We start from the raw sequence: 26,524 nt of genomic DNA, 5'->3' as shown, positions 1-26,524 counted from the left end.
GAAGGGACGCCAGTGGGCATGCAAATCACGCGCAAAGGTGCGGGTACGGCCATTTCCGCTATCCGTTCCCAAGCGTCCGGGCCGTTCAAGGCGGCACGCGCGCTGGTTCGGCGCAAATTCGGTTCCCGTGCCGACCGCTGGCACGGATGATGCGGATATAGAGAATTTTCTGGAATAGTTCTAGACACGGAATCGCCATTTTTGGTGCGGCGCACCGAAGCCACGCCTGAACTTTCGGCGAAGGGGGACGGATGCGGCTGATCGCCGAAAATCTGGGCGGCGAACGCGGCGGCGAGACGGTATTTTCCGGCATCGAATTCGCGCTGGGGGATGGCCAGGCGCTGGTCGTCACCGGGCCGAACGGCGCCGGCAAATCGACGCTGCTCAGGATCGTCGCCGGACTGTTGCCGGTGGCGGCAGGCCGTGTGCGGCTCGAAGGTGGTGGCGAAGACTTTCCGTCGGCCGCTTCGGCGTGTCACTATCTCGGCCACCTCAACGCGATGAAGACGGCGCTGAGCGTTACGGAAAACCTGTGCTTCTGGCGCGATTTTTCGGGCGCCGGTTCCGCGGGTGTTGAAGAGGCGCTGGAAACCGTCGGGCTGGGCGGCATCGGCCATCTGCCTTTCGGCTATCTCTCGACCGGGCAACGTCGCCGCGCGGCGATTGCAAAACTGCTGGTAAGCCACCGGCCATTGTGGCTGCTCGATGAGCCGACGGCAGGACTGGACAAGGCTTCGGAGGAGAGATTCGGCGAATTGATGGGGAAACACCTCGAGAGTGGGGGGATCGTGGTTGCGGCGACGCATTTGCCGCTGGGGATCGAGGGAAAGGAATTGAGGATGACCGGCTGATGTTGGCATTCCTTCACGGGCGAAAGCATCTCACATCATGCTAGCCCTCTTCCTGCGCGACATCCGCCTGAGTATCCGCGCCGGCGGCGGGGCGCTTACCGGCGTGATTTTCTTTCTCGCCGTTATCGCGACCATCCCCTTCGGCGTCGGTCCCGAGCTGAAGCTGCTGGCCCGCATCGGCCCGGCGATCCTGTGGATCGCCGCATTGCTGGCCTGCTTGCTCGGCCTCGACCGGCTGTTCCAGGCCGACCGCGAGGACGGCTCGCTCGATCTTCTGGTGCTTAGCAACGACCGGCACATGCTGGCCTTGACCGTTCTGACGAAATGCCTGGCGCATTGGGCGGGAAGCGTGCTGCCGCTGGTCATCGCCGCTCCCTTGCTCGGCCTGTTCATGAACATGGAGCCCATCGGCATCGGTGCGACGGCGCTGACGCTTCTGGTCGGTACGCCGGCGATCACCTTCATCGGTGCCGCCGGTGCCGCGGTGGCGGTGGCGCTGCCGCGCGGGGGCCTGCTGATCTCGGTGCTGGTGCTGCCGCTAACCATTCCCGTGCTGATCTTCGGCGTATCAGCAAGCTATGGCGCGGTGGCGAACCCCGATCCTTTTCTGCAGCCCTTCCTCATTCTCGCCGCGCTGACCCTGTTCCTTGCCGTGCTCGGGCCGGTGGCGGCGGCGCTGGCGCTTCGGCACGGAACGGATTGATGTGGCCGCTGCGCATAGAGAACCCGATCTTTCTCCAGACAATCTACGGCAACTATCCGGACCTGTCTTCCGTCGAGGTAACCAAGGCCGAAATCAATCGTGAAGGGCCTAGCATGTACCTTTCCTTCATCTCGACCGTCCTCCCCTACCGGCCCCCCGCCAAATGGGCGGCGTTCAATGCCGTGTCTTTCGGGCTTGAGTTCATCGCGGTCGAATCGATTAGCCTTCGCAAGTTCCGGAGCCATGGCTGGAGTGCAATCAGGATGTGGGATGACGCCGGTAGAATCCTGCTTACCTGCGAAGGGGCTGTCAGGCTGTCTCTGACGTGCCAATACATGCGTATCAAAAACATATCAGGTGTTTTGCGTTCGCAGTGACCTTCGGCTTGCGATAACCGCAAATCTGCCGCAGACCCGTTCATTGCGACAAACAGCCGGTGAGGCTATGAATTCCGCCGTGAGAAGCCTTGGATCGGGAAAATGAGCGTTCACGCCCTTTATGTCACCGCCGCCTATGCGATCACGGCCGTGGTGCTGGGTGGGCTGATCGGCTGGATTCTGCTCGACCAGCGCGGCCGCAAGCGAGAGCTTGCCGAGCTGGAGGCATCCGGCGTGCGCCGGCGCTCCGATAAGGCAGTAAAATCATGAGCACGGAAACCCAAACACCGGCGCGCCGCCGCCTGATCGTGCTGCTGCCGCTGGTGGTCTTTCTCGGGCTGGCGGGATTGTTCCTGGCGCAGCTTTTGTCCGGGCGCGACGTGTCGGAAGTGCCGTCAGCGCTGATCGGCCTGCCGGCGCCGCAGACCAACCTGCCGGCGCTCGAAGGCACCAATTTGCCGGGCCTCGATTCAAAACAGTTCGCCGGCAAGGTGACGCTGGTCAACGTCTTCGCGTCCTGGTGCGCGCCGTGCCGCGAAGAGCATCCGGTGCTGCTGGCGCTGTCGCAGGACAGACGCTTCGTCATGGCGGCGCTGAACTACAAGGACCAGCCGGAAAACGCCCGTCGGTTCCTTGGCGATCTCGGCAATCCATTCCAGGCGATCGGCGTCGACCAAGCCGGACGCACGGCGATCGACTGGGGTGTCTACGGCGTGCCGGAAACCTTCGTCATCGGCAAGGATGGCAAGATCGCCTATAAGCATGTCGGGCCGCTGACGCCGGACTCGGCGCGGACGCTGCTGTTACCCGAAATCGAGAAGGCGCTCGCGGCTCCGGGCTGAGACACCTGAAACGCGATGGACGAACGAGACATCCGCGATCATTTTCTGGCACAGGCGAAAGCCTGCGATGGACTTGGCTCGCCTTTCACCGCGAATTTATGCCGTGCGCTCGCTAAGGTTCTCGACGCAAACACCAGGACCGGGCAGGCGGTGCTCGGTTGGCCGGGCGACGCGCGCGCCGACGCCCTCGCATTGCGGCTTTGCGGCGCGCTGCATGGGTTGGTCCTGACGGGTGCCAATGAGCGATTGGCACTGATCTATCCGCCCAACCAGACAAGCGAATCCGAGATCGCGGCGGTGCTGCCGGAGGCAATTGCGCGATCCGACGAGCGGATCGTCGCCGGCCTCGCCGGTGCGCCGCAGACCAATGAAATCGCCCGGTCGGCGATGCTGCTGCCTGGATTTCTGACGGTCGCGCGGGAAACCGGCCTGCCGCTGGACTTGTGCGAGATTGGCGCCAGCGCTGGGCTCAATCTCCTGTTCGACAGCTTTCACTACCGCTACGGCGATGCCGAGTGGGGCGACCGGACCTCCACCGTTCGGTTGGCGCCGGAGGTGCGCGGACTCGCTGTTCCGCTTGGTGGAGCGATCGACGTCCGCCACCGCGCCGGCTGTGACATCGCGCCGGTAGATGTCGCCGACGCAGCCACACGGTTACGGCTTCGGTCTTACGTCTGGGCCGATCAGGCTACGCGGCTGGCCCGGCTCGACGCTGCGCTGTCACTTGCCGAAAAGTTTCGACCGCCACTTGTCAAAGCGGACGCGGCGGATTTTGTCGGGCAGGCGCTGGCCGCGCGGCAGGAGGGTGGCGCTTTTGTGCTCTATCATTCGATCATGTGGCAATACCTGCCGCGGGCGACCAAGGATGCGATCATCGTCGCCCTGGAGCAGGCGGGCAGACAGGCCACGGCCGCTGCGCCTATCGCAAGGCTGAGGATGGAGCCGCGCGATCCCACAAACAATTGGGCGGTACTCAGCCTGACTTTATGGCCGGGCGGCGAGACGCACCGCCTGGCCCATTGCGATTACCACGGCCGCTGGATCGAATGGGTGGGCTAAGCCCGATCCCATTCACTCAGCCGTAGATCTGCTTGTGGACCTGATAGAGCATTTCTGAGCGGTCGGCGCGCATGTCGGCGAGGTCGCGGCTGCTGAAGCTGTCGATTTCGGCGACGAGGCGGTTGTAATGCCGGCGCTTGGCGATGCTGGCGCGAGCGCGGCTCATGAGGCTGTCGATGATCATAGCGAGTTTCCTTTTGCGCCGCATTTCGCGGCCAGTTGTTCCTCCCTTGATCGATACGGAGCATGACATAGTTATGGTGCGTTGCAAAAATAAGATGTTGCAATGCACCATTGCGCTGGGCGCATAGCCGGTTAACGGGATGTGACCTGCCGTCCGGGCCAGCATTCGCTTCCATAATGCTTCAGACGCATCATCGATCTTGCCATATCGATCGCAGGCTGGCTTGATCGCGCCCTTGCCAAGCGACTGCTACCGGGAGGAACCATGGCCAGCGAATTCTACGAAGTTCTCGATCCGCGCTTTTCGCGGCTTTTCAACGGCAATGCACAGGTGGACAGGCTGTTTACCGGCTGCCGATGGGCGGAAGGACCGGCCTGGTTTGCAGCCGGGCGCTATGTGGTTTGGTCCGACATCCCGAACAATCGCATGCTGCGTTACGACGAGACCGACGGCAGCGTCAGCGTGTTCCGTCAGCCGTCCGGCAATTCCAACGGCAACACCGTCGACCGGCAAGGCCGGCTGGTTACTTGCGAGCATTCCGGCCGCCGCGTCAGCCGCACCGAGCATGACGGCTCGGTCATCACCATCACCGACAAATGGCGCGGCAAGCGGCTGAACTCGCCCAATGACGCGGTGGTCAAGTCCGATGGCTCGATCTGGTTCACCGATCCGAGCTACGGCATCGATACCGATTACGAGGGCGACAAGGCCGAAAGCGAGATCGGCGCCTGCCATGTCTACCGGGTCGATCCCGGCACCGGCGAGACCGAGGCGGTGATCACCGACATGGTCAGGCCCAACGGGCTCGCCTTCTCGCTCGACGAGAGCAAGCTCTATGTCGCAGATACCGGCCGCACGCATGGTGCGCAAAACCCAGCACACATCCGGGTGTTCAATGTCGGCCAGGGCGGCAAGACGGTCTCAGGCGAAAAGGTCTTTGCCGACTGCACCGCCGGCCTGTTCGACGGTTTCAGGCTGGATGCGGACGGCCGCATCTGGACCAGCACCGCCGACGGGGTCCATTGCTACGATCCAGACGGGACGCTGATCGGCAAGGTCAAGGTACCGGAAGTCGTTGCTAATTGCGTGTTCGGCGGCAACAAGCTGAACTGCCTCTACATCGCCGGCACCACATCGCTCTACATGGTCCGGCTCATGGTCAACGGCGCCAAAACCTACTGAGCGGCTGCCAAGCATATGCAAGGGAGGGAACCATGCCATTCGTGAATATCCGCCTGGTCAAGGAGGTGATTGCCGACGACCCGGCCGGCAAAAAGGCCGCGATCGCCGCCCAAGTGACAGCGGCCATCACCGGCGTCACCGGCCTGACCAACAACGATGTCTGGGTGGTTTTCGAGGAGGTCGCTGCACGCGACTGGTTCGTCGGCGAGACCGACGTCGAGACGCGGAGGAGCAAGGGATAGTTCCCGGCACAGATTGGCCGCAGCTCCTAGCGTCGTCATCCCGGGGGCGGAGCAGGAGCGAAACTCCGTCGCGGAGACCCTGGGATGGCGAAAGCACGGTCCGGCGTTCACCGCGAGCGGATGAACTCCGCGAAGGCGGATAGGGCATCGCGCATCGTCAGCCGGTTTTCCGGCTGCGATAAGATATCCTCCACCTCCGGCGGCTTCTTGCCGAGCAGCGCTATTTCGAGCGCTGCTTCCTCATGGAGCGCAAAAGACATTGTCCGCATGATCTCGATCAGTGCGGCGCGGGCAAACAGCGAGCGCGGCGAGGCATGCACCAGCATGGCTGGCTTGCCAACGGCGGCATCGCGCGACACCAGCCAGTCAAGCGCGTTCTTCAGGCCGCCTGGCACACCGTGAGCATATTCCGGGCAGGAGACGATGACGCCGTCAGCGGCGGTGACCGCATCGATCAGCACTGCTGGTTGCGGCGGCGTCCGCTCGCCTTCGTCGTCGGGGTTGAAGATCGGCAGCCGGCCAAGCCCATCATAGACGGAGACGCGACAGTCCGGCGGCGCGTTTTGCGCGAGTGCCGCGACCAGGGCCGAATTGGTCGAGGCGGCGCGCAGGCTGCCGGAGATGGCGAGGATGTTCAGCAAAGGAATGGAGACCGGCTTGGGCGATTCGTTGCCGGGCACGCTACCACATAGTCTCCCTGTATTCCTCATCCAGCCAGCGGTCGGTCGCCTCGGCCGAATCGGCGAGCGCCAGCTGGTCGCGCAGGATCTGGCCGAGCGTCGGCAGCGTCGCGCGGTCGTACCAGCTCTCCGGCTTCCACAGTTCGGAGCGCATGAAGGCCTTGGCGCAATGCATATAGGCGGCCTTGACCGTCACCACGACGACGCTTTGCGGCGCCTTGCCGTCGACCGCCAGCCGCTCGCGTAACGCCGCATCGACGGTGATGCGGGCATCGCCGTTGACACGCAGCGTCTCGTTCATGCCGGGAATGAGGAAGAGCAGCCCGACCGAGGGATTGAGAAGGATGTTCTCCAGCGTGTCGAGCCGGTTGTTGCCCGGCCGGTCGGGGATGGCGATGGTCTTCTCGTCGAGCACTGCCACAAAACCCGGCCTGTCGCCCTTGGGCGTCACATCGGCATTGCCGGCGCCGTCGGACGAGCCGATCAGCACGAACGGGCTCTTGCCGATGAATGACGGCAGTGGCCGTCCAATGTCTTCAATTCCTTGCGGATCGAGCCGTCGGTCAGCCGAGGCGTCTTGTAGATCGTCCTCAACTCGTCGCGCGTGATGATGAATTCCATCCTCGTCCCCTCCTATTCTGACGCAATTCCCCAGGGAAACCGCAGCACTCATCTTTTCCTGGAATTGCTACTTGCTGGCCTTTCCCGCTTTCTCGGTCTTGTCCTCGAGCGAATGGCGCAGGATCAGCGGCATCTGGCTGAAGGTGAACAGAAGCGTGATCGGCATGATGCCCCAGACCTTGAAGGTAACCCATGTATCGGTGGAAAAATTCCGCCAGACCACTTCGTTGACAAGGGCTAGGAACAGGAAGAACAGGCCCCAGCGGAAGGTGAGCTTGCGCCAACCCTCGGCGTCGAGATTGAAGGCCGATTCGAAGACATAGCCGAGCAGCGATTTGCCGAAGAACAGGCCGCCGAGCAGCACGCCGCCGAACAGCGTGTTGACGATGGTCGGCTTCATCTTGATGAAGATATCGTCCTGCAGGTAGAGCGTCAGCGCGCCGAAGATGAAGACGACGACGCCCGACACCATCGGCATGATCGGCAAGGTACGGGTGAGCAGCCAGGAAGCGATCAGCGCGATCGCGGTCGCGGCCATGAACAGGCCGGTGGCGACGAAGATCGGTCCGCCGAACTCGCCCAGCGCCGGGAATTTCTGCACCAACCATGCGCCGCGCGCATTGGCGAAGAAGAATACCATCAACGGGCCAAGCTCCAGCACCAGCTTGAGCAGCGGATTGACGGCTTCCTTCTTCTGCTTTTGCGGGTCGGATGGGTCGCGTTCGAGAATGGGTGGGCTCATAAGGTCCTTCTTACGCATGATTCAATCCAAAAAGCCTGCACCTTATTGGGATCATGCTCGTCAAGCCACGCCAGCGATCGCCTTGGCGAATTCGCTTGCGGAAAAGGGTTCGAGGTCGTCGACCTGTTCGCCGACGCCGATGAAATAGACCGGCAATTTGTGCTTTGCCGCGATCGCCACCAGAATACCGCCGCGCGCCGTGCCGTCCAGCTTGGTCATCACCAGGCCGTTGACGCCGGCGACATTGCGGAAGATCTCGACCTGGTTGAGCGCGTTCTGGCCGGTGGTGGCATCGACCGTCTGCAGCACCGTGTGCGGCGCTTCCGGATCGAGCTTGCCCAGCACGCGGACGATCTTTTCCAGTTCCGCCATCAGTTCGGTCTTGTTCTGCAGCCGCCCGGCGGTGTCGATGATCAGCACGTCCGAGCCGGCCTCCTTCGCCCGCTCGAATGCGTCATAGGCGAGGCCAGCGGCGTCGGCGCCGAGCTTCGAGGCAATGACTGGCGAGTTGGTGCGCTCGCCCCAGATCTTCAGCTGCTCGATGGCGGCTGCGCGGAAAGTATCGCCGGCGGCGAGCATCACCGAGAGGCCGCCATCGGTGAGCTTTGCGGCGAGCTTGCCGATAGTCGTTGTTTTCCCGGTGCCGTTGACGCCGACCACCAGGATGACATGCGGCTTATGGCTGAGGTCGAGTTCCAGCGGCATGGCGACATGGGACAGCACCTTCTCCACCTCGGCCGCCATGATGGCGCGGACTTCGGTATCGGAGACGTCCTTGCCGTAGCGGCTGGCGGAGAGTGCATCGGTTACGCGCAAAGCCGTCTCCATGCCGAGATCGGCGCGGATCAGCACGTCCTCCAGGTCCTGCAGCGTGTCCTCGTCGAGTTTCCGCTTGGTGAAGACGCCGGCGATGTTGCCGGACAATTCCCGGGAAGAGCGGGCAAGCCCGTCTCGCATGCGCTGGAACCAGGAACGCCTCGGGGCCGGTTCGGGCGCACTTTGCGGCTCGGCTTTCTGCTCGACCTTCTTGGTTACGGTGACTTTGCCGGGTGCGGGTTTCGGCTCCGGCGATGGTTGGGGAACGGCTTCTGGTTCGGGCGCGATCTCGGCCAGCGGCGGCTTCGCCTCCACCGGCGCCGGCTGGCGGATCGGCGGCACGATTTCGGCCGGTGGCGGTGCTTCGGGCGCTGTTGAGGGGGGCGTCAGCGTCGGAGCTTTTTCTTCGCCGCGTTCAAAAGGAGGCTCGGCGTTACGATCAGTCCCCTTCTCCCCGTCACTATAAGGGGAGAAGGTGCCGGCAGGCGGATGAGGGGCAGCGCCACGTTCGGATGGCGGAGGCTCAGCCTGGACGATTTCTGGCTGCGTCGGCTCTGGCTCAGGAATTTCCTCCGGCTCTGGCTCCGGGGCTGGCTCGGGCACGACGGGAGCGGCGTCTGACGCCGCCTGTTCGGCAGGCGCCTCTGGTTCCTCGACCGGAGCGGCTTCTGGCTGGATGTCCGGCTCGGGCGGAAGGGTCGGCGCAGGTTCGGGCTCGGCCGCTCCAACAGGCGCCGGCTGCGGCGCGGTTGCTTCCGCCTCGACCGGCGGTACGGCTTCGGTCTCGGGGCGAGGCTCTTCGCGTTTCAAAAATTCCGGAACGGCCTGCCCGGCAGCCGGCCTCAGCGCCTCCAGTTCGTCCCATTTGATCGGCGGCAGGGGTGCGGTCTCGTCGGGCCGCTCCTCGACCACTTCCTTCTTGCCGAACGAAAATATCTTCTTGAAAAAACCAGCCATGTCTTGCGCTCTCAGACGGCGCGGGCGGCAAGCGGCGCGGCGATCAGTCTGATACCGTCATGGCCGGCGATATCAGCCTCGACGATGTCGCCAGGCGCGCCCGCCGACAACACTGCCAGTGTAAACCCCTCGGTGCGGCCAAGGCCGTCACGCTCGACCAGGATCGACTGATGCGTTCCGGCGAGCGAGGCAAGATGGCGGCGATAGGCGGCCTCGCCGGCGGTGCGCAGGCGTGCCGCGCGTTGCTTGACGACGTCGCGGCGGAGCTGCGGCATGCGCGCGGCGGGCGTGCCTTCGCGCGGCGAAAACGGGAAGACATGAAGATGCGTCAGGCCGCATTCCTCGACGATCTCCAGCGAGTTTTCGAACATGGCGTCCGTCTCGGTCGGGAAGCCGGCGATGATGTCTGCGCCGAAAACGATACCGGGGCGCAGTTTGCGCACATCCTCGCAAAAGCGGATCGACTGGTCGCGGCTGTGCCGGCGCTTCATCCGCTTCAGGATCATGTCGTCACCCGATTGCAGCGACAGATGCAGATGCGGCATCAGCCTCGGCTCGGTGGCGATGGCGTCCAGCAGATCGTCGTCGGCCTCGATCGAATCGATGGAGGAAAGCCGCAGGCGTTTCATGTCGGGCGCCTGCCTCAGGATGGTCTTGACCAATTTGCCGAGCTTCGGTGCGCCAGGCAGGTCGGCGCCGAAACTGGTCATGTCGACGCCGGTCAGCACGATCTCGGCATAACCATTGCCGACGAGTCGCTTGACCTGCTCGACCACGGCGCCCATCGGCACCGAGCGCGAATTGCCGCGACCGTAGGGAATGATGCAGAAGGTGCAGCGGTGGTCGCAGCCGTTCTGCACCTGGACGAAAGCGCGTGCCCGGCCCTCGATGGCGTCGACCATGTGGGCGGCCGTCTCGCGTACCGAAAAAATATCGTTGACGCGCGCCTTTTCGGTGTCGTTGACGCCGAAATCCGGCAGCGCGCGATAGGAATGCGCCTTCAGTTTTTCCTCATTGCCGAGGACGAGGTCGACCTCGTGCATGGCGACGAAACCCTGCGGACCGGTCTGCGCGGCGCAGCCGGTGACGATGATGCGGGCGGCCGGGTTCTCACGGCGGGCTTTTCTGATCGACTGCTTGGCCTGGCGTACAGCCTCGCCGGTGACGGCGCAGGTGTTGAAGATAATGGCGCCGCCTTCGAGGCCGCCGAGGCCCGCACTTTCGGCTTCACGCCGCATCACCTCGGATTCATAGGTGTTCAGCCGGCAACCGAAGGTGACGACCTCGATGCCCTTGTTGCCAAGAGGAGCCATCAGGCGGCGCTTTCGGTGTCGCGCGCCCAGGCCCCGGTCGCCGGATCGAAGCTGCCGGAAAATTCCCATTCGGCGGCACCGGTGAGGATGACGTGGTCGTCGTCGCGCCACAGAACATGCAGCGAGCCGCCGCCGGGCGTCAGCAGCGTGACGCTGCGGCCGGTGCGCCGGGTGCGGGCCGCGGCGACCACGGCGGCGCAAGCGGCCGAGCCGCAGGCCCTGGTCAGGCCGGCGCCGCGCTCCCAGGTGCGGATGATCATGGTCTCCGGCGAAGTCACCTGCGCGATGGTGATGTTGGCGCGCTCGGGGAAGATCGGGTGGTTTTCGAGCAGCGGGCCGAAGCGCTCGAGCTCGTAGGACCAGACGTCGCGGTCGACCCAGAAGATAGCGTGCGGATTGCCCATCGAGACGACCGACGGCGAATGCAGCACCGGGGCATCGATCGGGCCGATCTGCAGCTCGATCATGCGGGTGTCGCGGAATTCCTCGGCCAGCGGGATGTCCTGCCAGCCAAAGCGCGGCCTGCCCATGTCGACCGAGATCATTCCGTCGGCATGTTCCTCGGCGTTTAGGATGCCGGCGACTGTTTCAAAGGCAAATGTCTTCTGGCCGGTCTCGGCGGCGAGCGCCTGGACGACACAGCGCATGCCGTTGCCGCAAGCTTGCGCGCTGGTCCCGTCGGAATTCAAGATATCGATGAAAAAGGCGGTGCCCGGCGTCCTGGCGTCGTGGATCGCCATGATCTGGTCGAACCGGGTCGACGTGTCGGCATTGAGCGCGACGGCTGCCGCAGACGTCACGCGATCGGCACGGCCACGCATATCGGCAACGATGATTTCGTTGCCGATGCCGTTCATCTTGGCGAAAGGGGCCGCGCTTGCCATCGATCGAAAGGTCTCTTGCCGGTTTGGCGCCTATATGGCGGATAGCGGCAGAAATTACCAGCGCGGCGTGATTTTCACGTCACCGCGAAGACGCCAAGCACGATCAGCAGGAAGATGATCAGCACGATGCCGATGAGGATGCGCGCGCCGGTGGCGGCGGCTCCGGCCAGTGCCGGCATGCCGAGCAGGCTCGCCGCGGCCGCGATAATCAAAAGAATGATAATCCACCTGATCATAAGAGGCACCTCGCAACCGACAGGTTTGAACAACCTACAAACGTCTATGTGATGCCTCAGGTTCCGCCGCGCTAAACCTCCGGCACGTCCCAGACTTCGCCCGGCCGCAAGGCGCGAAAACGTTGCCGCGGCAGGCCGGCAGCATCGAGCGCTTCACCGAGCTTTCTGGGCGGCTCCTCGATCGGCTCGTTGGTGAGCCGGAACGTGCCCCAGTGACAGCCGGCGGCATAGGCGGCGTTGCACAAAAGCATGCCTTGCACCGCCTCTTCCGGATCCTGGTGATGAGGCGCCATGAACCAGCGCGGCTCGTAGGCGCCGATCGGCAGGATGGCGAGGCGGAAGCCGCCGTGCTTTTGCGCCATCAGCCGGTAATTGATGCCGCCATGGAAGCCGGTGTCGCCGGCGAAATAGATCTTTGCGTCGGGCGTCTCGACGACGAAACCCGCCCATAGCGCCATGCGCCGGTCGCGAGTACCGCGGGCCGACCAGTGATGCACCGGCTCGACATGGACGGCGACGCCATCGCCGATATCGACCCGGTCGCCCCAGTCATGCGCGGAAAGCCGCATACCGGGCACGGCGGCGCCGACGATTGTGTCGTTGCCGAGCGGCGTCAGCAGCAGCGGGTCGTGTTTTGTCTTCAGGCGCTTCAGCGTGGCGAGGTCGAGATGGTCGTAATGGTTGTGGCTGACCAGCACGATGTCGATCGGCGGCAAATGGGAAAAGGCGATGCCGGGCGGATTGACGCGTTTCGGCCCGGCGAAGGAGAGCGGCGAGACACGCCGCGACCAGACCGGATCGGTCAGGATGTTCAGGCCTGCTGTCTGGACGAGCAGCGAGGAATGACCGACCATGGTGAGGCGCAGCGCAGAACCATCGATGCGCTCGACCGGTCTTGCCGGCGGAAACGGGCTCGGATCCGCCGTCGGCCATTTCGAGCGCTCGCGGCTCAGTTGCCACTTCAACAGATCGGCAAAGCGACCCGGCGGCCGTCCGCCGGGATTGAAGAACAAGGTGCCGTCGAAATGATCGCTGGGCGGCCCGCTGTAATAGCGGTTGGCGGCTCTCTTTCTCGCGGCCAAGAAATCGGCTCCCTGCAGCTTGCTGATCGCCAAGAGATAATGCCGGAGCCGGCCCGCACAAGCATTGAGGTGAACGCCAAGGAAACGCCAAGGATTTGACGCCAGCGCGCCGTATCGCATCAACCGGAGAGGCCGGCCAAAGGCCAAGGCGCGACGCAATTCAGGCAATGTGCATTTTGCGACAAATTTGCAACATTAGCGGCGCAAACCGTATTTTAACCATATCGGGTTGAAATTTCGCCACCTTCTCCATCTTGGTGAGGGGGACATTGCGCGGACGGCTTCCCCAGCTCGATCCGACGGAGGTTGAAGAATGAAATTTTCGAAAACCGGCCTGCTGGCCGTATCGCTGGCCGCGCTCGTTGCGAGCGGCTGTTCGACCTCGCGGTTCTCATCGATGGACGAGCAGCAGCCGGCGCCGCTGGAAGCTGCGCCCGCCGGCAAGGTGACTGCAAACCAGTTGCCGCCACCGGCGACACCCGGCGCGGCCGACCCGTCGAAATTTCCGACTGCGCCGCAGAACACGCAGGTCGCCTCGCTGCCGCCCGACGGGACGGCGCCGGCCGGTGCGGCCGACCTGACCGCCTCAAGCGTCGCTGGTGTGTGGAAAGCAAGCGTGTCCGGCCAGAGCTGTCAGGTGGCGACGCCGCAGACCAAATTCGGGTCGGGCTACCGCGCCGGACCGCTGCATTGCCCGGCGCCGATCGACGGCATCAAATCCTGGAACGTCGCCGGCAAGCAACTGACGCTCTATGACGAGAATGGCGGCACGCTGGCACGGCTTTATTCCTCGGGCGGCGAGAAATTCGACGGCCAGACTTCCAACGGCCTGCCGATCTCGCTTACAAGGTAAGAGAACGGCCCCCATTGTTACGCAATTCCGGACAGAAAACCGCCACACCCTTTTCTTGGAATTGCTCCGGAACGACGTGACCGATGCATCTGCGTGACGGCCTCCAGACCCATGCGACCGTCAAGCAGCGCTATGACCATCTGGTCGAGACGGGCGCCATCGGGCGCGATCCGGCGCAGGAGCGGATCGCCGCTGCGCTCGACCGGCTGATCGACGAGATATCGGCAAAGCGGCTGGCGCATAAATCAAGCGCGCTGGGGTGGTTGTTCGCCCGCAAGCGCGAGGGGCACGAGGCGGTCAAGGGCCTCTATATCCATGGCGGCGTCGGCCGCGGCAAGACCATGCTGATGGACATGTTCTTCGAGCTGTTGCCGGTGCGGCGCAAGCGCCGCGTGCATTTCAACGATTTCATGGCCGACGTGCAGGACCGCATCCAGAAGCACCGGCAGGCGCGTAAAGAGGGTACGGTCAAGGAGGACGACCCGATCCCGCCGGTGGCGCGCGCGCTTGCCGAGGAAGCCTGGGTGCTGTGCTTCGACGAGTTTTCGGTCACCGACATCGCCGATGCGATGATCCTGTCCAGGTTGTTTTCGGCGTTGTTTGCCAATGGCGTGGTGCTGGTCGCCACCTCCAATGTCGCGCCGCAGGATCTCTACCGCGACGGCCTGAACCGTCAGTTGTTTTTGCCGTTTGTCGCTATCCTGGAGCGCCACGCGCACGTGCTGGCGCTGGACGCCGACAAGGATTACCGCCTGGACAAGCTCAGCCGCATGCCGGTCTACATCACCCCGGCCGATGCCGCCGCCGACCATGCGCTCGACGAGCTATGGGCGGTGATGACGCATGGCAGGCCGACGGCCGAGACGATGCTGACGGTTAAGGGCCGACACGTCGTGGTGCCGCGTACTGCCGGCGAGGCGGCGCGGTTTTCGTTCGCCGATCTCTGCGAGAGGCCGCTCGGGGCCCGCGACTATCTTGCCATTGCCCGCCGTTTCTCGACCATCGTCATCGACCGGGTGCCGGTGCTCGGGGAAGGCAAGCGCAACGAAGCCAAGCGCTTCATCCTGCTGGTCGATACGCTCTACGATCATCATGTACGGCTGGTGATGAGCGCCGCGGCACCGCCGGCGCAGCTCTATACGGCCAAGCGCGGCAACGAAGTCTTCGAGTTCGAGCGCACCGCATCGCGGCTGATCGAGATGCAGAGCCACGACTGGCTGGAGAACTGGGCGGAGAGGCAGAGGGCGCAGGGATCATCGACCGAGGCACGGCAGGCCAGGCGTGAGGGATAGTACAGAAGAGGCCGCTGCTGCCGGCGCCTATAACCGATAAATATACATGACGAACCCCTCCGCCGGCCCATGCAGCTCTTTTCGCGACTCGTAAAGTGCGCGAGCAGCAACATTGTCCGGCTCGGTGCCGACCCACGCCTCCTCACAGCCATGCTCGCAACCGAGTGCGAACATGGCGTCGAGCATCCTCGTCGCAATGCCCTGGCGTTGAAAGGCCGGCGCCACGCCGACCTCGTCTATGTAGAGTTCGCTCACCTTGTCCGGGTGGCGGTGGATGACGGCTGCGCATTGGCCAACGACGATGCCGTCGGCGAGCGCCACGACCATGAAATGACCTGGCTCTGCAAGATAGGCGGAGAGCCGATCCGGCCTGACCGGCTCGTCGAAGACTTCGTCGGCAGCCCGCATCACAAGGACGTCATCGCCAGGAAACAGCCTTCTGATTTCCAGTGCCATTGAGTAGAATTCCTCTAGTCGGCTTCAGAATTTTGACGTTTACGTAAGTCCCATTGTTTCTAACCGATTGAAATTATTCACTGCAAAATAATCGTTTGAATTTTTGTGCGGCCGGGGCTATTGCGTGCGGCGAATTTCGCGGTTCCGCAGCATTCCGGCCTCTTCCTCCGACGCCGTCATCAAATCGTCAAGGATTTGGGCGCCGTCATATCAAAGGGAAAACATCCTGACATGGCACGCAACAAGATAGCGCTCATCGGCTCGGGCATGATCGGCGGCACCCTCGCCCACATGGTCGGCCTCAAGGATCTCGGCGACGTCGTGCTGTTCGATATCGCCGAAGGCATCCCGCAAGGCAAGGGGCTGGACATCGCGCAGTCGTCGCCGGTCGATGGGTTCGACTCCAGGCTGACCGGCGTCAACGACTATGCCGGTATCGAGGGCGCCGACGTCTGCATCGTCACCGCCGGCGTGCCGCGCAAACCCGGCATGAGCCGCGACGATCTTCTGGGCATCAATCTGAAGGTGATGGAGCAGGTCGGCGCCGGCCTCAAGAAATACGCGCCGAAAGCCTTCGTCATCTGCATCACCAACCCGCTCGACGCCATGGTCTGGGCGCTGCAGAAGTTTTCCGGCCTGCCCAAGAGCCATGTCGTCGGCATGGCCGGCGTGCTCGACAGTTCGCGCTTCCGTTATTTCCTGGCCGAGGAATTCAAGGTCTCGGTAGAGGACGTCACCGCCTTCGTGCTCGGCGGCCATGGCGATTCCATGGTGCCGATGATCCGCTATTCGACGGTTGCCGGCATCCCGTTGCCCGACCTCATCAAGATGGGCTGGACCTCGAAGGAGCGGCTCGACCAGATCGTGCAGCGCACCCGCGACGGCGGCGCCGAGATCGTCGGCCTGCTCAAGACCGGCTCTGCCTTTTATGCGCCGGCCGCCTCGGCCATCGCCATGGCTGAAGCCTATCTCAAGGACAAGAAGCGGGTGCTGCCCTGTGCGGCGTACCTCTCCGGCCAATATGGCGTCAAGAACACCTATGTCGGCGTTCCCGTGGTGATCGGCGCCGGCGGCGTCGAGCGGATCATCGAGATCGAGCTCACAAAGAACGAGCAGAAGATGTTCGACAGTTCGGTCGCGGCGGTGCAGGGCCTGTGCGACGCCTGCGTCAAGATCGCTCCACATCTCGCGGCCAAGTAAGCCGGTAACCAAGCCCGCCACGCAAGCTGGAGACATAGCGCATGAACATCCATGAGTATCAGGGCAAGGCGCTGCTGAAAGGCTTTGGCGCACCGGTGGCCGAGGGCGTGCCGGTGTTCAAGGCGAGCGAGGCGGAAGCTGCCGCCAAGGCGCTGCCCGGCCCACTCTATGTGGTCAAGAGCCAGATCCATGCCGGCGGCCGCGGCAAGGGCAAGTTCAAGGAGCTCGGGCCCGATGCCAAGGGCGGCGTCAGGCTGGCGAAGTCGGTGGCCGAGGTCGTCGCCAACGCCAAGGAGATGCTCGGCCACACGCTGGTCACCAAGCAGACCGGCCCGTCCGGCAAGCAGGTCAACCGGCTCTATATCGAGGACGGCGCCGACATCGAGCGCGAACTCTATCTGTCGATCCTGGTCGACCGCTCGGTCGGGCGCGTCGCCTTCGTCGTCTCGACCGAGGGCGGCATGGACATCGAGGCGGTCGCCCACGACACGCCGGAAAAGATCATTACCGTCGCCATCGACCCGGAAAAGGGCGTGACGGCCGACGATGTGAAGAAGCTCAACGCCGCACTGAGGCTCGACGGCGACGCCGCCAAGGACGGCTCCACGCTGTTTCCGATCCTCTACAAGGCCTTTGTCGAGAAGGACATGAGCCTGCTCGAGGCCAACCCGCTGATCGTCATGAAGAGCGGCCGGCTGCGCGTGCTCGACGCAAAAGTGTCGTTCGACAACAATGCGTTGTTCCGTCACCCGGACGTGCTTGAATTGCGCGACACCACCGAAGAGGACGAGAAGGAGATCGAGGCGTCGAAATACGACCTCGCCTATGTCGCGCTCGACGGCAATATCGGCTGCATGGTCAACGGCGCCGGCCTCGCCATGGCGACGATGGACATCATCAAGCTCTACGGCGCCGAGCCCGCCAACTTCCTCGATGTCGGCGGCGGCGCGTCGAAAGAAAAGGTGACGGCGGCGTTCAAGATCATCACCAAGGATCCGGCGGTCAAAGGCATCCTGATCAACATCTTCGGCGGCATCATGAAGTGCGACATCATCGCCGAGGGCGTCATCGCCGCGGTCAAGGAGGTCGGCCTGCAAGTGCCGCTGGTGGTGCGGCTGGAAGGCACCAATGCCGAGCTCGGCAAGAAGATCATCAACGACAGCGGACTGAACGTGGTGTCGGCCGATGACCTCGATGACGCAGCCAAGAAGATTGTCGCGGCGGTGAAGGGCTGAGTCTGTGCCTCCGCATAAGATAAACCTCGTCGAAGCGGCCGATGCGAAGATCAAGAAGGCGTTCGATCCGCACATTGCCGGCGACGTGAATGACAGCCAGGTCAAGATCGCCAAGTTCGGCGACGTCTTCGACTGGCACGCGCATGACAATGAGGATGAAGCGTTCCTCGTGCTGCGCGGCCGCATTGCCATCGATTTCCGCGACGGCACGGTGGAGCTTTCCAGCGGCGAGTTCATCGTCGTGCCGCGCGCCGTCGACCACCGGCCGCGCTCGCTGAGCGAGGAACCTGTCGTGCTGATGTTCGAGCCGGCGACGACGCTCAACACCGGCAACGCCAAAAGCGACCTCACCGTCGCCGACCTGAAGCGGTTGTGACCATGAGCGCGCGGCCTTCCCCGATCAACGGTTTTTAAAAAGGACCATCATGTCCATTCTCGTCGACAAGAACACCAAGGTGCTGGTGCAGGGCCTGACCGGCAAGACCGGCACGTTCCACACCGAACAGGCGCTCGCCTATCACGGCACAAAGATGGTCGGCGGCATCCACCCCAAGAAGGGCGGCGAGACCTGGACCGGCGCCAAGGGCGAGACGCTGCCGATCTTCTCCACCGTTGCCGAAGGCAAGGCGAAGACCGGCGCCAATGCCTCCGTCGTCTACGTGCCGCCGGCGGGTGCTGCCGAAGCGATCCTGGAAGCGATCGAGGCCGAGATCCCGCTGATCGTCTGCATCACCGAGGGCATACCGGTGATGGACATGATCAAGGTCAAGGCAAGGCTCGACCGCTCGACATCGCGGCTGATCGGGCCGAACTGCCCCGGTGTGCTGACGCCCGACGAATGCAAGATCGGCATCATGCCCGGCAACATCTTCCGCAAGGGCTCGGTCGGCGTTGTTTCGCGCTCGGGAACGCTTACCTATGAGGCGGTGTTCCAGACCACCAATGTCGGCCTCGGCCAGACCACCGCCGTCGGCATCGGCGGCGACCCGGTCAAAGGCACGGAATTCATAGACGTGCTGGAGATGTTCCTCGCCGACGACGAGACCAAGTCGATCATCATGATCGGTGAGATCGGCGGTTCGGCCGAGGAAGACGCCGCGCAGTTCCTCAAGGACGAGGCAAAGCGCGGCCGCAGCAAGCCGATGGCCGGCTTTATCGCCGGGCGCACCGCGCCGGCCGGCCGCACCATGGGTCATGCGGGCGCGGTCATCTCTGGCGGCAAGGGCGGTGCCGAAGACAAGATCGCGGCGATGGAATCGGCCGGCATCAAGGTTTCGCCATCGCCGGCCCGGCTCGGCACGACGCTGGTCGAGGCGATCAAAGGTTAGTGAGTAGCGAGTAGTGAATAGCGAATAGGTAAGAACAGAGTAACGGCGCGAACCAGGGAAAATCCCTACTCGCTATTCGCTACTCTCTATTCGCTCTGAAAAGGAGACGGAGCGCGGCTCCGCGGACAAAAATGGCAAGACAAGATCAGGCCAACGACCAGTTTTCGCTTACCTCTTTCCTCTATGGCGGTAATGCCGATTATATCGACGCGCTCTATGCCGCCTACGAGGACGATCCCGCTTCGGTCGATCCCGAATGGCAGGACTTCTTCGCGGCGCTGAAGGATGACGCCGGCGACGTGCGCAGGAACGCCAAGGGCGCGTCTTGGGCCAAGCCCTCCTGGCCGATGCAGGCCAATGGCGAGCTGGTCTCGGCGCTGGACGGCAATTGGGGCCTGGTCGAAAAGCACATCGAAAAGAAGGTCAAGGACAGGGCAGCCGGCAACGGCGCAGCGCTTTCCGACGCCGACGTGCATCAGGCGACGCGCGATTCCGTCCGCGCCATCATGATGATCCGCGCCTTCCGCATGCGCGGCCACCTGCACGCCAATCTCGATCCGCTTGGCATTGCCAAGCCGCTGGAGGATTATAACGAGCTGTCGCCGGAGAATTACGGCTTCACCGAAGCCGACTACGACCGGCCGATCTTCCTCGACAATGTGCTCGGGCTGGAATTCGGCACCATCCGACAGATGCTCGATATCCTGACCCGGACCTATTGCTCGACGCTCGGCGTCGAATTCATGCATATTTCCGATCCCGAGGAGAAGGCCTGGATCCAGGCGCGCATCGAGGGTACCGACAAGGAGATCTCCTTCACCGCAGCCGGCAAGAAGGCGATCCTGCAGAAGCTTGTCGAGGCGGAAGGCTTCGAGCAATTCATCGACGTCAAGTACAAGGGCACCAAGCGCTTCGGCCTTGATGGCGGCGAGTCGCTGATCCCGGCGCTGGAGCAGATCATCAAGCGCGGCGGCCAGCTCGGCATGAAGGAGATCGTGCTCGGCATGGCGCATCGCGGCCGGCTGAACGTGCTGTCACAGGTGATGGCCAAGCCGCACCGCGCCATTTTCCACGAGTTCAAGGGCGGCTCGGCCGCGCCCGACGAGGTCGAAGGCTCGGGCGACGTGAAGTACCATCTCGGTGCTTCGTCGGATCGCGAGTTCGACGGCAACAAGGTGCATCTGTCGCTGACCGCCAATCCTTCGCATCTGGAAATCGTCGATCCGGTGGTGATGGGCAAGGCGCGCGCCAAACAGGACTATTTGTTCGGCCGCAGCCGCGAGGAGATCGTGCCGCTGGAGGAGCGTGCCAAGGTGCTGCCGTTGCTGCTGCACGGCGACGCCGCCTTTGCCGGCCAGGGCGTGATTGCCGAAATCCTCGGCCTGTCCGGCCTGCGCGGCCACCGCGTCGCCGGCACGCTGCATTTCATCATCAACAACCAGATCGGCTTCACCACCAACCCGCGCTTTTCGCGTTCGTCGCCCTATCCGTCCGACGTGGCCAAGATGATCGAGGCGCCGATCTTCCACGTCAACGGCGACGATCCGGAAGCCGTGGTCCATGCCACCAAGGTGGCGATCGAATTCCGCATGAAGTTCCACAAGCCTGTCGTGGTGGACATGTTCTGCTACCGCCGCTTCGGCCACAATGAGGGCGACGAGCCCGCCTTCACCCAGCCGATCATGTATCGCAAGATCCGCAACCAGAAGACGACGGTGCAGATCTATGCCGACCGGCTGATTTCCGAAGGCCACATCACCCAGGCCGAGTTCGAAAAGATGAAGGCCGATTGGCGGGCGCATCTCGAGCAGGAATTCGAAGTCGGCCAGCATTACAAGCCGAACAAGGCCGACTGGCTGGACGGCGCGTGGTCCGGCTTGCGCTCGGCCGACAACCAGGACGAACAGCGGCGCGGCAAGACCGCCGTGCCGGTCAAGACGCTGAAGGAAATCGGCAAGAAACTGACCGAGGTGCCGAAGGATTTCGAGGCGCACAAGACGATCATCCGCTTCCTCGACAATCGCCGCCAGGCGATCGAGTCCGGCGAAGGCATCGACTGGTCGACGGCCGAGGCGCTGGCCTTCGGCGCCATCCTGCTCGACGGCAATCCGATCCGGCTGTCCGGACAGGATTCGGAGCGCGGCACCTTCTCGCAGCGCCATTCCGTGCTCTACGACCAGCGCGACGAGACACGCTATATCCCGCTCAACAATCTGTCGGCGGCGCAGGCCGGCTTCGAGGTCATCAACTCGATGTTGTCGGAAGAGGCCGTGCTCGGCTTCGAATATGGCTACTCGCTGGCCGAGCCGAAGGCGCTGACGCTGTGGGAAGCGCAGTTCGGCGACTTCGCCAACGGCGCCCAGGTGGTGTTCGACCAGTTCATCTCGTCGGGCGAGCGCAAATGGCTCAGAATGTCGGGCCTCGTCTGCCTGCTGCCGCATGGCTATGAAGGCCAGGGGCCCGAGCATTCGTCGGCCCGGCTCGAGCGCTTCCTGCAGCTTTGCGCCGAAGACAACATGCAGGTCGCCAACGTCACGACGCCGGCCAATTACTTCCACATCTTGCGCCGGCAATTGAAGCGGGACTTCCGTAAGCCGCTGATCCTGATGACGCCGAAGTCGCTGCTGCGCCACAAGCGGGCGGTGTCGACGCTGCCGGAAATGTCGGGCGAAAGCGCCTTTCACCGGCTGTTGTGGGACGACGCGCAGCTGCTGTCAGGTCAGGCCATCAAGCTCACCAAGGATTCGAAAATCCGCCGTGTCGTGCTCTGTTCGGGCAAGGTCTATTACGACCTCTACGAAGAGCGCGAGAAGCGCGGCATCAACGACATCTATTTGTTGCGCGTCGAGCAGCTCTATCCGTTCCCGGCCAAGGCGCTGATCACCGAACTGTCGCGCTTCCGTAATGCCGAGATGGTGTGGTGCCAGGAGGAGCCCAAGAACATGGGCGCCTGGTCGTTCATCGACCCGTATCTCGAATGGGTGCTGGCGCATATCGACGCCAAGCATCAGCGGGTGCGCTATACCGGCCGGGGGGCCGCCGCCTCGCCGGCGACCGGATTGATGTCGAAGCATCTCGCCCAGCTTGCCGCCTTGCTCGACGACGCGCTTGGTGAATAGAACAGAACCGAAAGAAACGGACAGGCACAATGGCAACCGAAATCCGCGTTCCGACACTTGGTGAGTCAGTCACCGAGGCGACCATCGGCAAGTGGTTCAAGAAGGTCGGCGACGCGATCGCCGCCGATGAGCCGCTGGTCGAGCTCGAAACCGACAAGGTGACGGTGGAAGTGCCGGCCGCCGCCGCGGGCACGCTCGCCGAGATCGCCGTCAAAGAAGGCGAGACGGTCGGCGTCGGCGCACTGCTCGGCACGATTTCGGCAGGCGCCGGCGCGGCAGCCAATGCCGCCGCCGCTCCGGCAACGAAGCAGGAGGCGGTGTCGCAGGCCTCGGCTCCGACTGCGGCCTCGAGCGTCAAGCAGGCTGCGGCCGAGACGGCCAAGATTGCCGGCGACGCCGGCGCGATCGAGACGCGCACCATGCCGCCGGCGCCGTCGGCGGCAAAGCTGCTGGCCGAGCACAATCTCGCGGTCGACCAGGTGTCGGGCTCGGGCAAGCGCGGCCAGGTGCTGAAAGGCGACGTGCTCGACCTTATCGCCAGGGGCGCGCCGTCGCAGCCGGCAGAAATGCCCAAGGCCGCGCCTGTACCGGCACCCGTAGCCGCGCGCGCGCCGTCCCCTGCCGACGATGCGTCGCGCGAGGAGCGTGTGCGCATGACCAAGCTGCGCCAGACCATTGCGCGCCGCCTCAAGGAAGCGCAATCGACCGCCGCCATGCTGACCACCTTCAACGAGGTCGACATGAGCGCGGTGATGGCGCTGAGGAGCAAATACAAGGACGTGTTCGAGAAGAAGCACGGCGTGAAGCTCGGCTTCATGGGCTTTTTCACCAAGGCCGTCACCCATGCGCTGAAGGAGATCCCGTCGGTCAATGCCGAGATCGACGGCACCGACATCATCTTCAAGAACTACGCTCATATCGGCGTTGCCGTCGGTACAGAGAAAGGCCTTGTCGTGCCGGTTGTGCGCAATGCCGACCAGATGTCCATCGCCGAAATCGAGAAGGACATCGGCAGGCTGGGGCTTGCGGCCCGCGACGGCAAGCTTTCCGTCGCCGATATGCAAGGCGGCACGTTCACGATTTCCAACGGTGGCGTTTACGGTTCGCTGATGTCGACGCCGATCCTCAATGCACCGCAGTCCGGCATTCTGGGTATGCACAAGATCCAGGAGCGGCCGGTGGTGGTCGGCGGCCAGATCGTCATCCGGCCGATGATGTATCTGGCGCTGTCCTACGACCACCGCATCGTCGACGGCAAGGAAGCGGTGACCTTCCTGGTGCGGGTCAAGGAAAGCCTGGAGGATCCTGAGCGGCTGGTGCTCGACCTCTAGGGGCGGCCGACGTGGGCCGGAGTATGGATCTGCGCCGCCGGATGAGTTCGTGTCGTTTCCGGTCCGGTTTGTTTGTCACAGTCTGCGCGCTCGGCGTGCAGACGGTCTCCGGGGCCCTCGCCGCCTGCCCGCTCGAACTGGCCGTCTATGGCGATCCTGAAAACGCCGCCGAGATCGATTTCAGGCCGACCATGGAGTCGGCTACCGTCACCAATACCTTCAAGATGGTGCTCGACAACGGCGTCGTGCTCGACGGCATCGTCATGTGGACGGAGGGCGTGGCGCGGCCGCACGGCTCGCTGATGTACAAATGCCCGGCCGGCGACGTCACCGGCGACGAGCTCGCCGCCTGCACGGTGTGGGAGGGTGTCATCTACACTGCCGACGACCAGGGCAATATCGCCTTGCTGCCGGGCGAAGGAAAGGATGCGCCGAAGAAGCTGATCTTGCCTGACTTGGGAGCGTCGTTGCAGATGTCGGCGGCCTATGGCGCCAACGGCTTTTCCAGGGTGCCCTGGGACGTCTTTGCCCTGAAGGGATGTCAGGAATGAGCGCAAGCGGAAAGATCCTGCTGGTGACCGGCGGCAGCCGCGGCATTGGCGCCGCTACATGCAGGCTTGCCGCCAAGGCCGGCTATCGCATTGCGGTCAATTACGCGTCGAATGCAAAAGCCGCCGAAACGGTGGTCGCCGACATCGAGGCTGCTGGCGGAGAAGCCTTCACAGTCAAGGCCGATGTCGGCAGCGAGACGGACGTATTGGCCATGTTCGAGGCTGTCGATGCCCGTTTCGGTCGGCTCGACGCGCTCGTCAACAATGCCGGCGTGGTCGACCAGAGCGCGCGCGTCGACGAGCTTAGCGCTGCACGGCTGGAGCGCATGATGCGCATCAATGTGATTGCGCCGATGCTTTGCGCCCGCGAGGCGGTGAAGCGGATGTCGACCAGGCATGGCGGCAAGGGTGGCGCCATCGCCAATGTTTCTTCGATCGCGGCAAGGCTTGGCGGGCCGGGTCAATATGTCGACTACGCCGCCTCGAAGGGCGCGCTCGATTCCTTCACCATCGGGCTTGCCCGCGAAGTGGCCGGCGAAGGCATTCGTGTCAACGCGGTCAGCCCGGGCATCATCGACACCGAAATTCATGCCTCCGGCGGTCAGCCGGATCGCGCCGAGAGAATGCGCAAGGTGGTGCCCATGCAGCGCGTCGGCACCGCCGAGGAAGTCGCAGCCGCAATTCTGTGGCTGCTGTCGGACGAGGCGTCCTACACAACAGGCGCCAATCTGGAAATCGGCGGCGGCCGCTAAAGCAAAAGGGACAGTATCATGGCCTATGATGTCGTTATCATCGGATCGGGACCAGGCGGCTATGTCTGCGCCATCAAGGCGGCGCAGCTCGGTCTGAAGACGGCGGTGGTCGAAAAGGACCCGACCTTCGGCGGTACCTGCCTCAACATCGGCTGCATCCCGTCGAAGGCGCTGCTGCATGCGTCCGAGATGTTTGCCGAGGCCGGCCGTTCCTTCGAGGCGCTCGGCGTCGAGATCGGCGCGCCCAAGCTCAACCTTGGGAAGATGATGGCACACAAGGATGCGACGGTGACGGCCAACGTCAATGGCGTCGCCTTCCTGTTCAAGAAGAACAAGATCGACAGTTTTCGTGGCACCGGCAAGGTAGTTGCGGCCGGCAAGGTGTCGGTGACCTCCGATGACGGCAAGGTCGAGGAGATCGAGACCAAGAACATCGTCATCGCCACAGGCTCCGACGTCGCCGGCATTCCCGGCGTCGAGGTCGATTTCGATGAGAAGGTGATCGTCTCGTCGACCGGCGCGCTGTCGCTGGACAAGGTGCCGGGCCATCTGGTGGTGGTCGGCGGTGGTGTCATCGGTCTGGAGCTCGGCTCGGTATGGGCGCGGCTCGGCGCCAAGGTCACCGTGGTCGAGTTCCTCGACACCATCCTGGGGGGCATGGATGGCGAGGTCTCCAAGCAGTTCCAGCGCCTGCTGTCGAAGCAGGGCTTCGAGTTCAGGCTGGGCGCCAAGGTGACCGGCGTCGCCAAGGCCAGGAAGGGGGTGACTGTTACCTTCGAGCCGGTCAAGGGCGGAGCAGCCGAGACGATCGAGGCGGACGCGGTGCTGATTGCGACGGGACGACGGGCCTATTCGGACGCTCTCGGGCTGAAGGAGGCAGGCGTCGACGTCGATGAGCGCGGCCGGGTCAAGACCGACGGTCATCTCAGGACTAACGTGCCCGGCATCTACGCCATCGGCGATGTCATCGCCGGGCCGATGCTTGCACACAAGGCCGAGGACGAGGGCGTGGCGGTGGCCGAAACCATCGCCGGCCAGGCCGGGCATGTGAACTATGACGTGATTCCGAGCGTCGTCTACACCACGCCGGAAATCGCCTCGGTCGGCAAGACCGAAGAAGAATTGAAGAAGGCCGGCATCGACTACAAGGCCGGAAAATTCCCGTTCAGCGCCAATGGCCGGGCGCGCGCCATGCTGCACACCGACGGCTTTGTGAAAATCCTGGCCGACAAGGCCAGCGACCGTGTGCTCGGCGTCCACATCGTCGGCTTCGGCGCCGGCGAGATGATCCACGAGGCGGCCGTGCTGATGGAATTTGGCGGCTCGTCGGAAGACCTGGCCCGCACCTGTCACGCCCATCCGACAATGTCGGAAGCGGTAAAGGAGGCGGCATTGGCGACGTTCTTTAAGCCGATCCATATCTGAGCAAACGCGGTGAATCGCAAACCTTAGAGATTGGCTGAAACGTCCAAAGCCCTCGACGGCTGCTCCCAAAAACAAAACGGCCCGCTTTTCAGCGGGCCGTTCTTATATCAAATCAGCAGTTTGATCGTAAGCGCCAAGCTGACCCCATCTGGCGCGGCTTGAGGTGATGAGCGAGACATACTGACACTGAAGCAAGGAGCCGAGGAGCTTG

At 63.4% G+C, this 26,524-nt stretch carries 28 protein-coding genes and 1 pseudogene; 19 read left to right on the top strand and 10 right to left on the bottom strand.

Annotated features, from left to right (window positions below; all coding sequences use genetic code 11):
- The first annotated feature begins 251 nt into the window (after positions 1-251).
- The 6 genes from ccmA (at position 252) to NKH80_RS22260 (ending at position 3,832) form a co-directional block, all read left to right on the top strand.
- The gene (gene ccmA, locus NKH80_RS22285) at positions 252-851 is read left to right on the top strand and encodes a heme ABC exporter ATP-binding protein CcmA (protein ID WP_352491649.1); all 600 of its coding nucleotides are present in this window, start codon (positions 252-254) and stop codon (positions 849-851) included.
- Positions 852-888: 37 nt separating this feature from the next.
- Positions 889-1,554: a heme exporter protein CcmB gene (gene ccmB, locus NKH80_RS22280; RefSeq protein ID WP_352993517.1), complete on the top strand. Its 666-nt coding sequence runs from the start codon at positions 889-891 to the stop codon at positions 1,552-1,554.
- Positions 1,554-1,931 (top strand): Imm50 family immunity protein, encoded by a 378-nt coding sequence (locus NKH80_RS22275; RefSeq protein ID WP_352470823.1) that lies wholly within the window; start codon positions 1,554-1,556, stop codon positions 1,929-1,931. The genes ccmB and NKH80_RS22275 overlap by 1 nt, the downstream gene beginning before the upstream one ends.
- A 102-nt stretch (positions 1,932-2,033) precedes the next feature.
- Positions 2,034-2,201 carry a heme exporter protein CcmD gene (gene ccmD, locus NKH80_RS22270; protein ID WP_352456348.1) on the top strand — a complete coding sequence of 56 codons (168 nt, stop codon included), beginning with the start codon at positions 2,034-2,036 and terminating at the stop codon, positions 2,199-2,201.
- The gene (locus NKH80_RS22265) at positions 2,198-2,773 is read left to right on the top strand and encodes a DsbE family thiol:disulfide interchange protein (protein WP_352491647.1); all 576 of its coding nucleotides are present in this window, start codon (positions 2,198-2,200) and stop codon (positions 2,771-2,773) included. The genes ccmD and NKH80_RS22265 overlap by 4 nt, the downstream gene beginning before the upstream one ends.
- 15 nt (positions 2,774-2,788) lie before the next feature.
- Positions 2,789-3,832 carry a DUF2332 domain-containing protein gene (locus NKH80_RS22260; protein ID WP_352993515.1) on the top strand — a complete coding sequence of 348 codons (1,044 nt, stop codon included), beginning with the start codon at positions 2,789-2,791 and terminating at the stop codon, positions 3,830-3,832.
- A 16-nt stretch (positions 3,833-3,848) separates the two neighbouring features.
- On the opposite strand, the gene NKH80_RS22255 is transcribed toward NKH80_RS22260, so the two are convergent.
- Positions 3,849-4,016 carry a hypothetical protein gene (locus NKH80_RS22255; protein ID WP_023721879.1) on the bottom strand — a complete coding sequence of 56 codons (168 nt, stop codon included), beginning with the start codon at positions 4,014-4,016 and terminating at the stop codon, positions 3,849-3,851.
- Positions 4,017-4,280: 264 nt separating this feature from the next.
- Here NKH80_RS22255 and NKH80_RS22250 point away from each other — a divergent pair, with 264 nt between their 5' ends.
- Positions 4,281-5,198 carry an SMP-30/gluconolactonase/LRE family protein gene (locus tag NKH80_RS22250; protein WP_352470820.1) on the top strand — a complete coding sequence of 306 codons (918 nt, stop codon included), beginning with the start codon at positions 4,281-4,283 and terminating at the stop codon, positions 5,196-5,198.
- 32 nt (positions 5,199-5,230) lie between these two features.
- Positions 5,231-5,440 (top strand): tautomerase family protein, encoded by a 210-nt coding sequence (locus tag NKH80_RS22245; protein WP_352491643.1) that lies wholly within the window; start codon positions 5,231-5,233, stop codon positions 5,438-5,440.
- Positions 5,441-5,547: 107 nt separating this feature from the next.
- On the opposite strand, the gene NKH80_RS22240 is transcribed toward NKH80_RS22245, so the two are convergent.
- From NKH80_RS22240 to NKH80_RS22205, 8 genes and pseudogenes are all read right to left on the bottom strand, one after another.
- A complete protein-coding gene (locus NKH80_RS22240) occupies positions 5,548-6,081 on the bottom strand; it encodes an NADPH-dependent FMN reductase (RefSeq protein WP_352540946.1) in 534 nt (177 codons plus the stop codon).
- Between the two features lie 40 nt (positions 6,082-6,121).
- Positions 6,122-6,741 (bottom strand): annotated as a pseudogene (locus NKH80_RS22235) (pyridoxamine 5'-phosphate oxidase family protein).
- 67 nt (positions 6,742-6,808) lie between these two features.
- Positions 6,809-7,483: a septation protein A gene (locus NKH80_RS22230; protein WP_254818071.1), complete on the bottom strand. Its 675-nt coding sequence runs from the start codon at positions 7,481-7,483 to the stop codon at positions 6,809-6,811.
- A 60-nt stretch (positions 7,484-7,543) separates the two neighbouring features.
- On the bottom strand, positions 7,544-9,256 hold the full coding sequence (gene ftsY / locus NKH80_RS22225; RefSeq protein WP_352993512.1) for a signal recognition particle-docking protein FtsY: 1,713 nt from the start codon (positions 9,254-9,256) through the stop codon (positions 7,544-7,546).
- An 11-nt stretch (positions 9,257-9,267) separates the two neighbouring features.
- Complete coding sequence (gene mtaB, locus NKH80_RS22220) at positions 9,268-10,569, bottom strand: tRNA (N(6)-L-threonylcarbamoyladenosine(37)-C(2))-methylthiotransferase MtaB (RefSeq protein WP_352993510.1); 1,302 nt, start codon at positions 10,567-10,569, stop codon at positions 9,268-9,270.
- Positions 10,569-11,453 carry a diaminopimelate epimerase gene (gene dapF / locus NKH80_RS22215; protein ID WP_352993508.1) on the bottom strand — a complete coding sequence of 295 codons (885 nt, stop codon included), beginning with the start codon at positions 11,451-11,453 and terminating at the stop codon, positions 10,569-10,571. Before dapF ends, mtaB begins: the two co-directional genes overlap by 1 nt.
- Before the next feature lie 74 nt (positions 11,454-11,527).
- Complete coding sequence (locus NKH80_RS22210; protein ID WP_031195454.1) at positions 11,528-11,689, bottom strand: DUF1328 family protein; 162 nt, start codon at positions 11,687-11,689, stop codon at positions 11,528-11,530.
- 71 nt (positions 11,690-11,760) lie between these two features.
- The gene (locus NKH80_RS22205) at positions 11,761-12,771 is read right to left on the bottom strand and encodes an MBL fold metallo-hydrolase (protein ID WP_352993506.1); all 1,011 of its coding nucleotides are present in this window, start codon (positions 12,769-12,771) and stop codon (positions 11,761-11,763) included.
- 313 nt (positions 12,772-13,084) lie between these two features.
- On the opposite strand from NKH80_RS22205, the gene NKH80_RS22200 reads away from it, so the two are divergent.
- Positions 13,085-13,624 (top strand): protease inhibitor Inh/omp19 family protein, encoded by a 540-nt coding sequence (locus NKH80_RS22200; protein WP_352479663.1) that lies wholly within the window; start codon positions 13,085-13,087, stop codon positions 13,622-13,624.
- 83 nt (positions 13,625-13,707) lie between these two features.
- Positions 13,708-14,916 (top strand): cell division protein ZapE, encoded by a 1,209-nt coding sequence (gene zapE / locus NKH80_RS22195; protein ID WP_352993504.1) that lies wholly within the window; start codon positions 13,708-13,710, stop codon positions 14,914-14,916.
- Between the two features lie 27 nt (positions 14,917-14,943).
- Here zapE and NKH80_RS22190 read toward each other — a convergent pair whose 3' ends face one another.
- On the bottom strand, positions 14,944-15,372 hold the full coding sequence (locus NKH80_RS22190) for a GNAT family N-acetyltransferase (protein WP_352993502.1): 429 nt from the start codon (positions 15,370-15,372) through the stop codon (positions 14,944-14,946).
- A 231-nt stretch (positions 15,373-15,603) separates the two neighbouring features.
- Between NKH80_RS22190 and mdh the strand changes: the two genes are divergently transcribed.
- From mdh to lpdA, 9 genes are all read left to right on the top strand, one after another.
- Positions 15,604-16,572 carry a malate dehydrogenase gene (mdh, locus tag NKH80_RS22185; RefSeq protein WP_352993500.1) on the top strand — a complete coding sequence of 323 codons (969 nt, stop codon included), beginning with the start codon at positions 15,604-15,606 and terminating at the stop codon, positions 16,570-16,572.
- A gap of 41 nt (positions 16,573-16,613) precedes the next feature.
- Positions 16,614-17,807: an ADP-forming succinate--CoA ligase subunit beta gene (gene sucC / locus NKH80_RS22180; RefSeq protein ID WP_352701242.1), complete on the top strand. Its 1,194-nt coding sequence runs from the start codon at positions 16,614-16,616 to the stop codon at positions 17,805-17,807.
- A 4-nt stretch (positions 17,808-17,811) separates the two neighbouring features.
- The gene (locus NKH80_RS22175) at positions 17,812-18,183 is read left to right on the top strand and encodes a cupin domain-containing protein (RefSeq protein WP_352701243.1); all 372 of its coding nucleotides are present in this window, start codon (positions 17,812-17,814) and stop codon (positions 18,181-18,183) included.
- 49 nt (positions 18,184-18,232) lie between these two features.
- Positions 18,233-19,135, top strand: coding sequence for a succinate--CoA ligase subunit alpha (gene sucD / locus NKH80_RS22170; RefSeq protein WP_352691069.1), 903 nt, complete (start codon positions 18,233-18,235; stop codon positions 19,133-19,135).
- Between the two features lie 131 nt (positions 19,136-19,266).
- On the top strand, positions 19,267-22,254 hold the full coding sequence (locus NKH80_RS22165) for a 2-oxoglutarate dehydrogenase E1 component (protein WP_352993497.1): 2,988 nt from the start codon (positions 19,267-19,269) through the stop codon (positions 22,252-22,254).
- Between the two features lie 29 nt (positions 22,255-22,283).
- Positions 22,284-23,585 carry a 2-oxoglutarate dehydrogenase complex dihydrolipoyllysine-residue succinyltransferase gene (odhB, locus tag NKH80_RS22160; protein WP_352479656.1) on the top strand — a complete coding sequence of 434 codons (1,302 nt, stop codon included), beginning with the start codon at positions 22,284-22,286 and terminating at the stop codon, positions 23,583-23,585.
- A gap of 41 nt (positions 23,586-23,626) precedes the next feature.
- Entirely contained in the window at positions 23,627-24,136 is a 510-nt protein-coding gene (locus NKH80_RS22155; protein WP_254817843.1) for a hypothetical protein, read from the top strand.
- Complete coding sequence (locus NKH80_RS22150) at positions 24,133-24,888, top strand: SDR family oxidoreductase (protein WP_352993495.1); 756 nt, start codon at positions 24,133-24,135, stop codon at positions 24,886-24,888. The genes NKH80_RS22155 and NKH80_RS22150 overlap by 4 nt, the downstream gene beginning before the upstream one ends.
- 18 nt (positions 24,889-24,906) lie before the next feature.
- On the top strand, positions 24,907-26,313 hold the full coding sequence (lpdA, locus tag NKH80_RS22145) for a dihydrolipoyl dehydrogenase (RefSeq protein ID WP_352993493.1): 1,407 nt from the start codon (positions 24,907-24,909) through the stop codon (positions 26,311-26,313).
- Positions 26,314-26,524: the final 211 nt, after the last annotated feature.

The organism is Mesorhizobium sp. M0904, assembly GCF_040319475.1.
GTDB lineage: Bacteria > Pseudomonadota > Alphaproteobacteria > Rhizobiales > Rhizobiaceae > Mesorhizobium.
This window is presented reverse-complemented; position numbering and strand designations above follow the sequence as displayed.

Coding starts and splice junctions, on each gene's coding strand:
- dapF (WP_352993508.1), bottom strand. CDS start 11,453: ATGGCAAGCGCGGCCCCTTTCGCCAAGATGAACGGCATCGGCAACGAA.
- NKH80_RS22275 (WP_352470823.1), top strand. CDS start 1,554: ATGTGGCCGCTGCGCATAGAGAACCCGATCTTTCTCCAGACAATCTAC.
- NKH80_RS22190 (WP_352993502.1), bottom strand. CDS start 15,372: ATGGCACTGGAAATCAGAAGGCTGTTTCCTGGCGATGACGTCCTTGTG.
- NKH80_RS22250 (WP_352470820.1), top strand. CDS start 4,281: ATGGCCAGCGAATTCTACGAAGTTCTCGATCCGCGCTTTTCGCGGCTT.
- ccmB (WP_352993517.1), top strand. CDS start 889: ATGCTAGCCCTCTTCCTGCGCGACATCCGCCTGAGTATCCGCGCCGGC.
- NKH80_RS22230 (WP_254818071.1), bottom strand. CDS start 7,483: ATGAGCCCACCCATTCTCGAACGCGACCCATCCGACCCGCAAAAGCAG.
- odhB (WP_352479656.1), top strand. CDS start 22,284: ATGGCAACCGAAATCCGCGTTCCGACACTTGGTGAGTCAGTCACCGAG.
- NKH80_RS22200 (WP_352479663.1), top strand. CDS start 13,085: ATGAAATTTTCGAAAACCGGCCTGCTGGCCGTATCGCTGGCCGCGCTC.
- NKH80_RS22245 (WP_352491643.1), top strand. CDS start 5,231: ATGCCATTCGTGAATATCCGCCTGGTCAAGGAGGTGATTGCCGACGAC.
- lpdA (WP_352993493.1), top strand. CDS start 24,907: ATGGCCTATGATGTCGTTATCATCGGATCGGGACCAGGCGGCTATGTC.
- mtaB (WP_352993510.1), bottom strand. CDS start 10,569: ATGGCTCCTCTTGGCAACAAGGGCATCGAGGTCGTCACCTTCGGTTGC.
- zapE (WP_352993504.1), top strand. CDS start 13,708: ATGCATCTGCGTGACGGCCTCCAGACCCATGCGACCGTCAAGCAGCGC.
- NKH80_RS22265 (WP_352491647.1), top strand. CDS start 2,198: ATGAGCACGGAAACCCAAACACCGGCGCGCCGCCGCCTGATCGTGCTG.
- ccmD (WP_352456348.1), top strand. CDS start 2,034: ATGAGCGTTCACGCCCTTTATGTCACCGCCGCCTATGCGATCACGGCC.
- NKH80_RS22210 (WP_031195454.1), bottom strand. CDS start 11,689: ATGATCAGGTGGATTATCATTCTTTTGATTATCGCGGCCGCGGCGAGC.
- NKH80_RS22155 (WP_254817843.1), top strand. CDS start 23,627: ATGAGTTCGTGTCGTTTCCGGTCCGGTTTGTTTGTCACAGTCTGCGCG.
- mdh (WP_352993500.1), top strand. CDS start 15,604: ATGGCACGCAACAAGATAGCGCTCATCGGCTCGGGCATGATCGGCGGC.
- sucD (WP_352691069.1), top strand. CDS start 18,233: ATGTCCATTCTCGTCGACAAGAACACCAAGGTGCTGGTGCAGGGCCTG.
- NKH80_RS22255 (WP_023721879.1), bottom strand. CDS start 4,016: ATGATCATCGACAGCCTCATGAGCCGCGCTCGCGCCAGCATCGCCAAG.
- NKH80_RS22150 (WP_352993495.1), top strand. CDS start 24,133: ATGAGCGCAAGCGGAAAGATCCTGCTGGTGACCGGCGGCAGCCGCGGC.
- sucC (WP_352701242.1), top strand. CDS start 16,614: ATGAACATCCATGAGTATCAGGGCAAGGCGCTGCTGAAAGGCTTTGGC.
- ftsY (WP_352993512.1), bottom strand. CDS start 9,256: ATGGCTGGTTTTTTCAAGAAGATATTTTCGTTCGGCAAGAAGGAAGTG.
- NKH80_RS22260 (WP_352993515.1), top strand. CDS start 2,789: ATGGACGAACGAGACATCCGCGATCATTTTCTGGCACAGGCGAAAGCC.
- ccmA (WP_352491649.1), top strand. CDS start 252: ATGCGGCTGATCGCCGAAAATCTGGGCGGCGAACGCGGCGGCGAGACG.
- NKH80_RS22165 (WP_352993497.1), top strand. CDS start 19,267: ATGGCAAGACAAGATCAGGCCAACGACCAGTTTTCGCTTACCTCTTTC.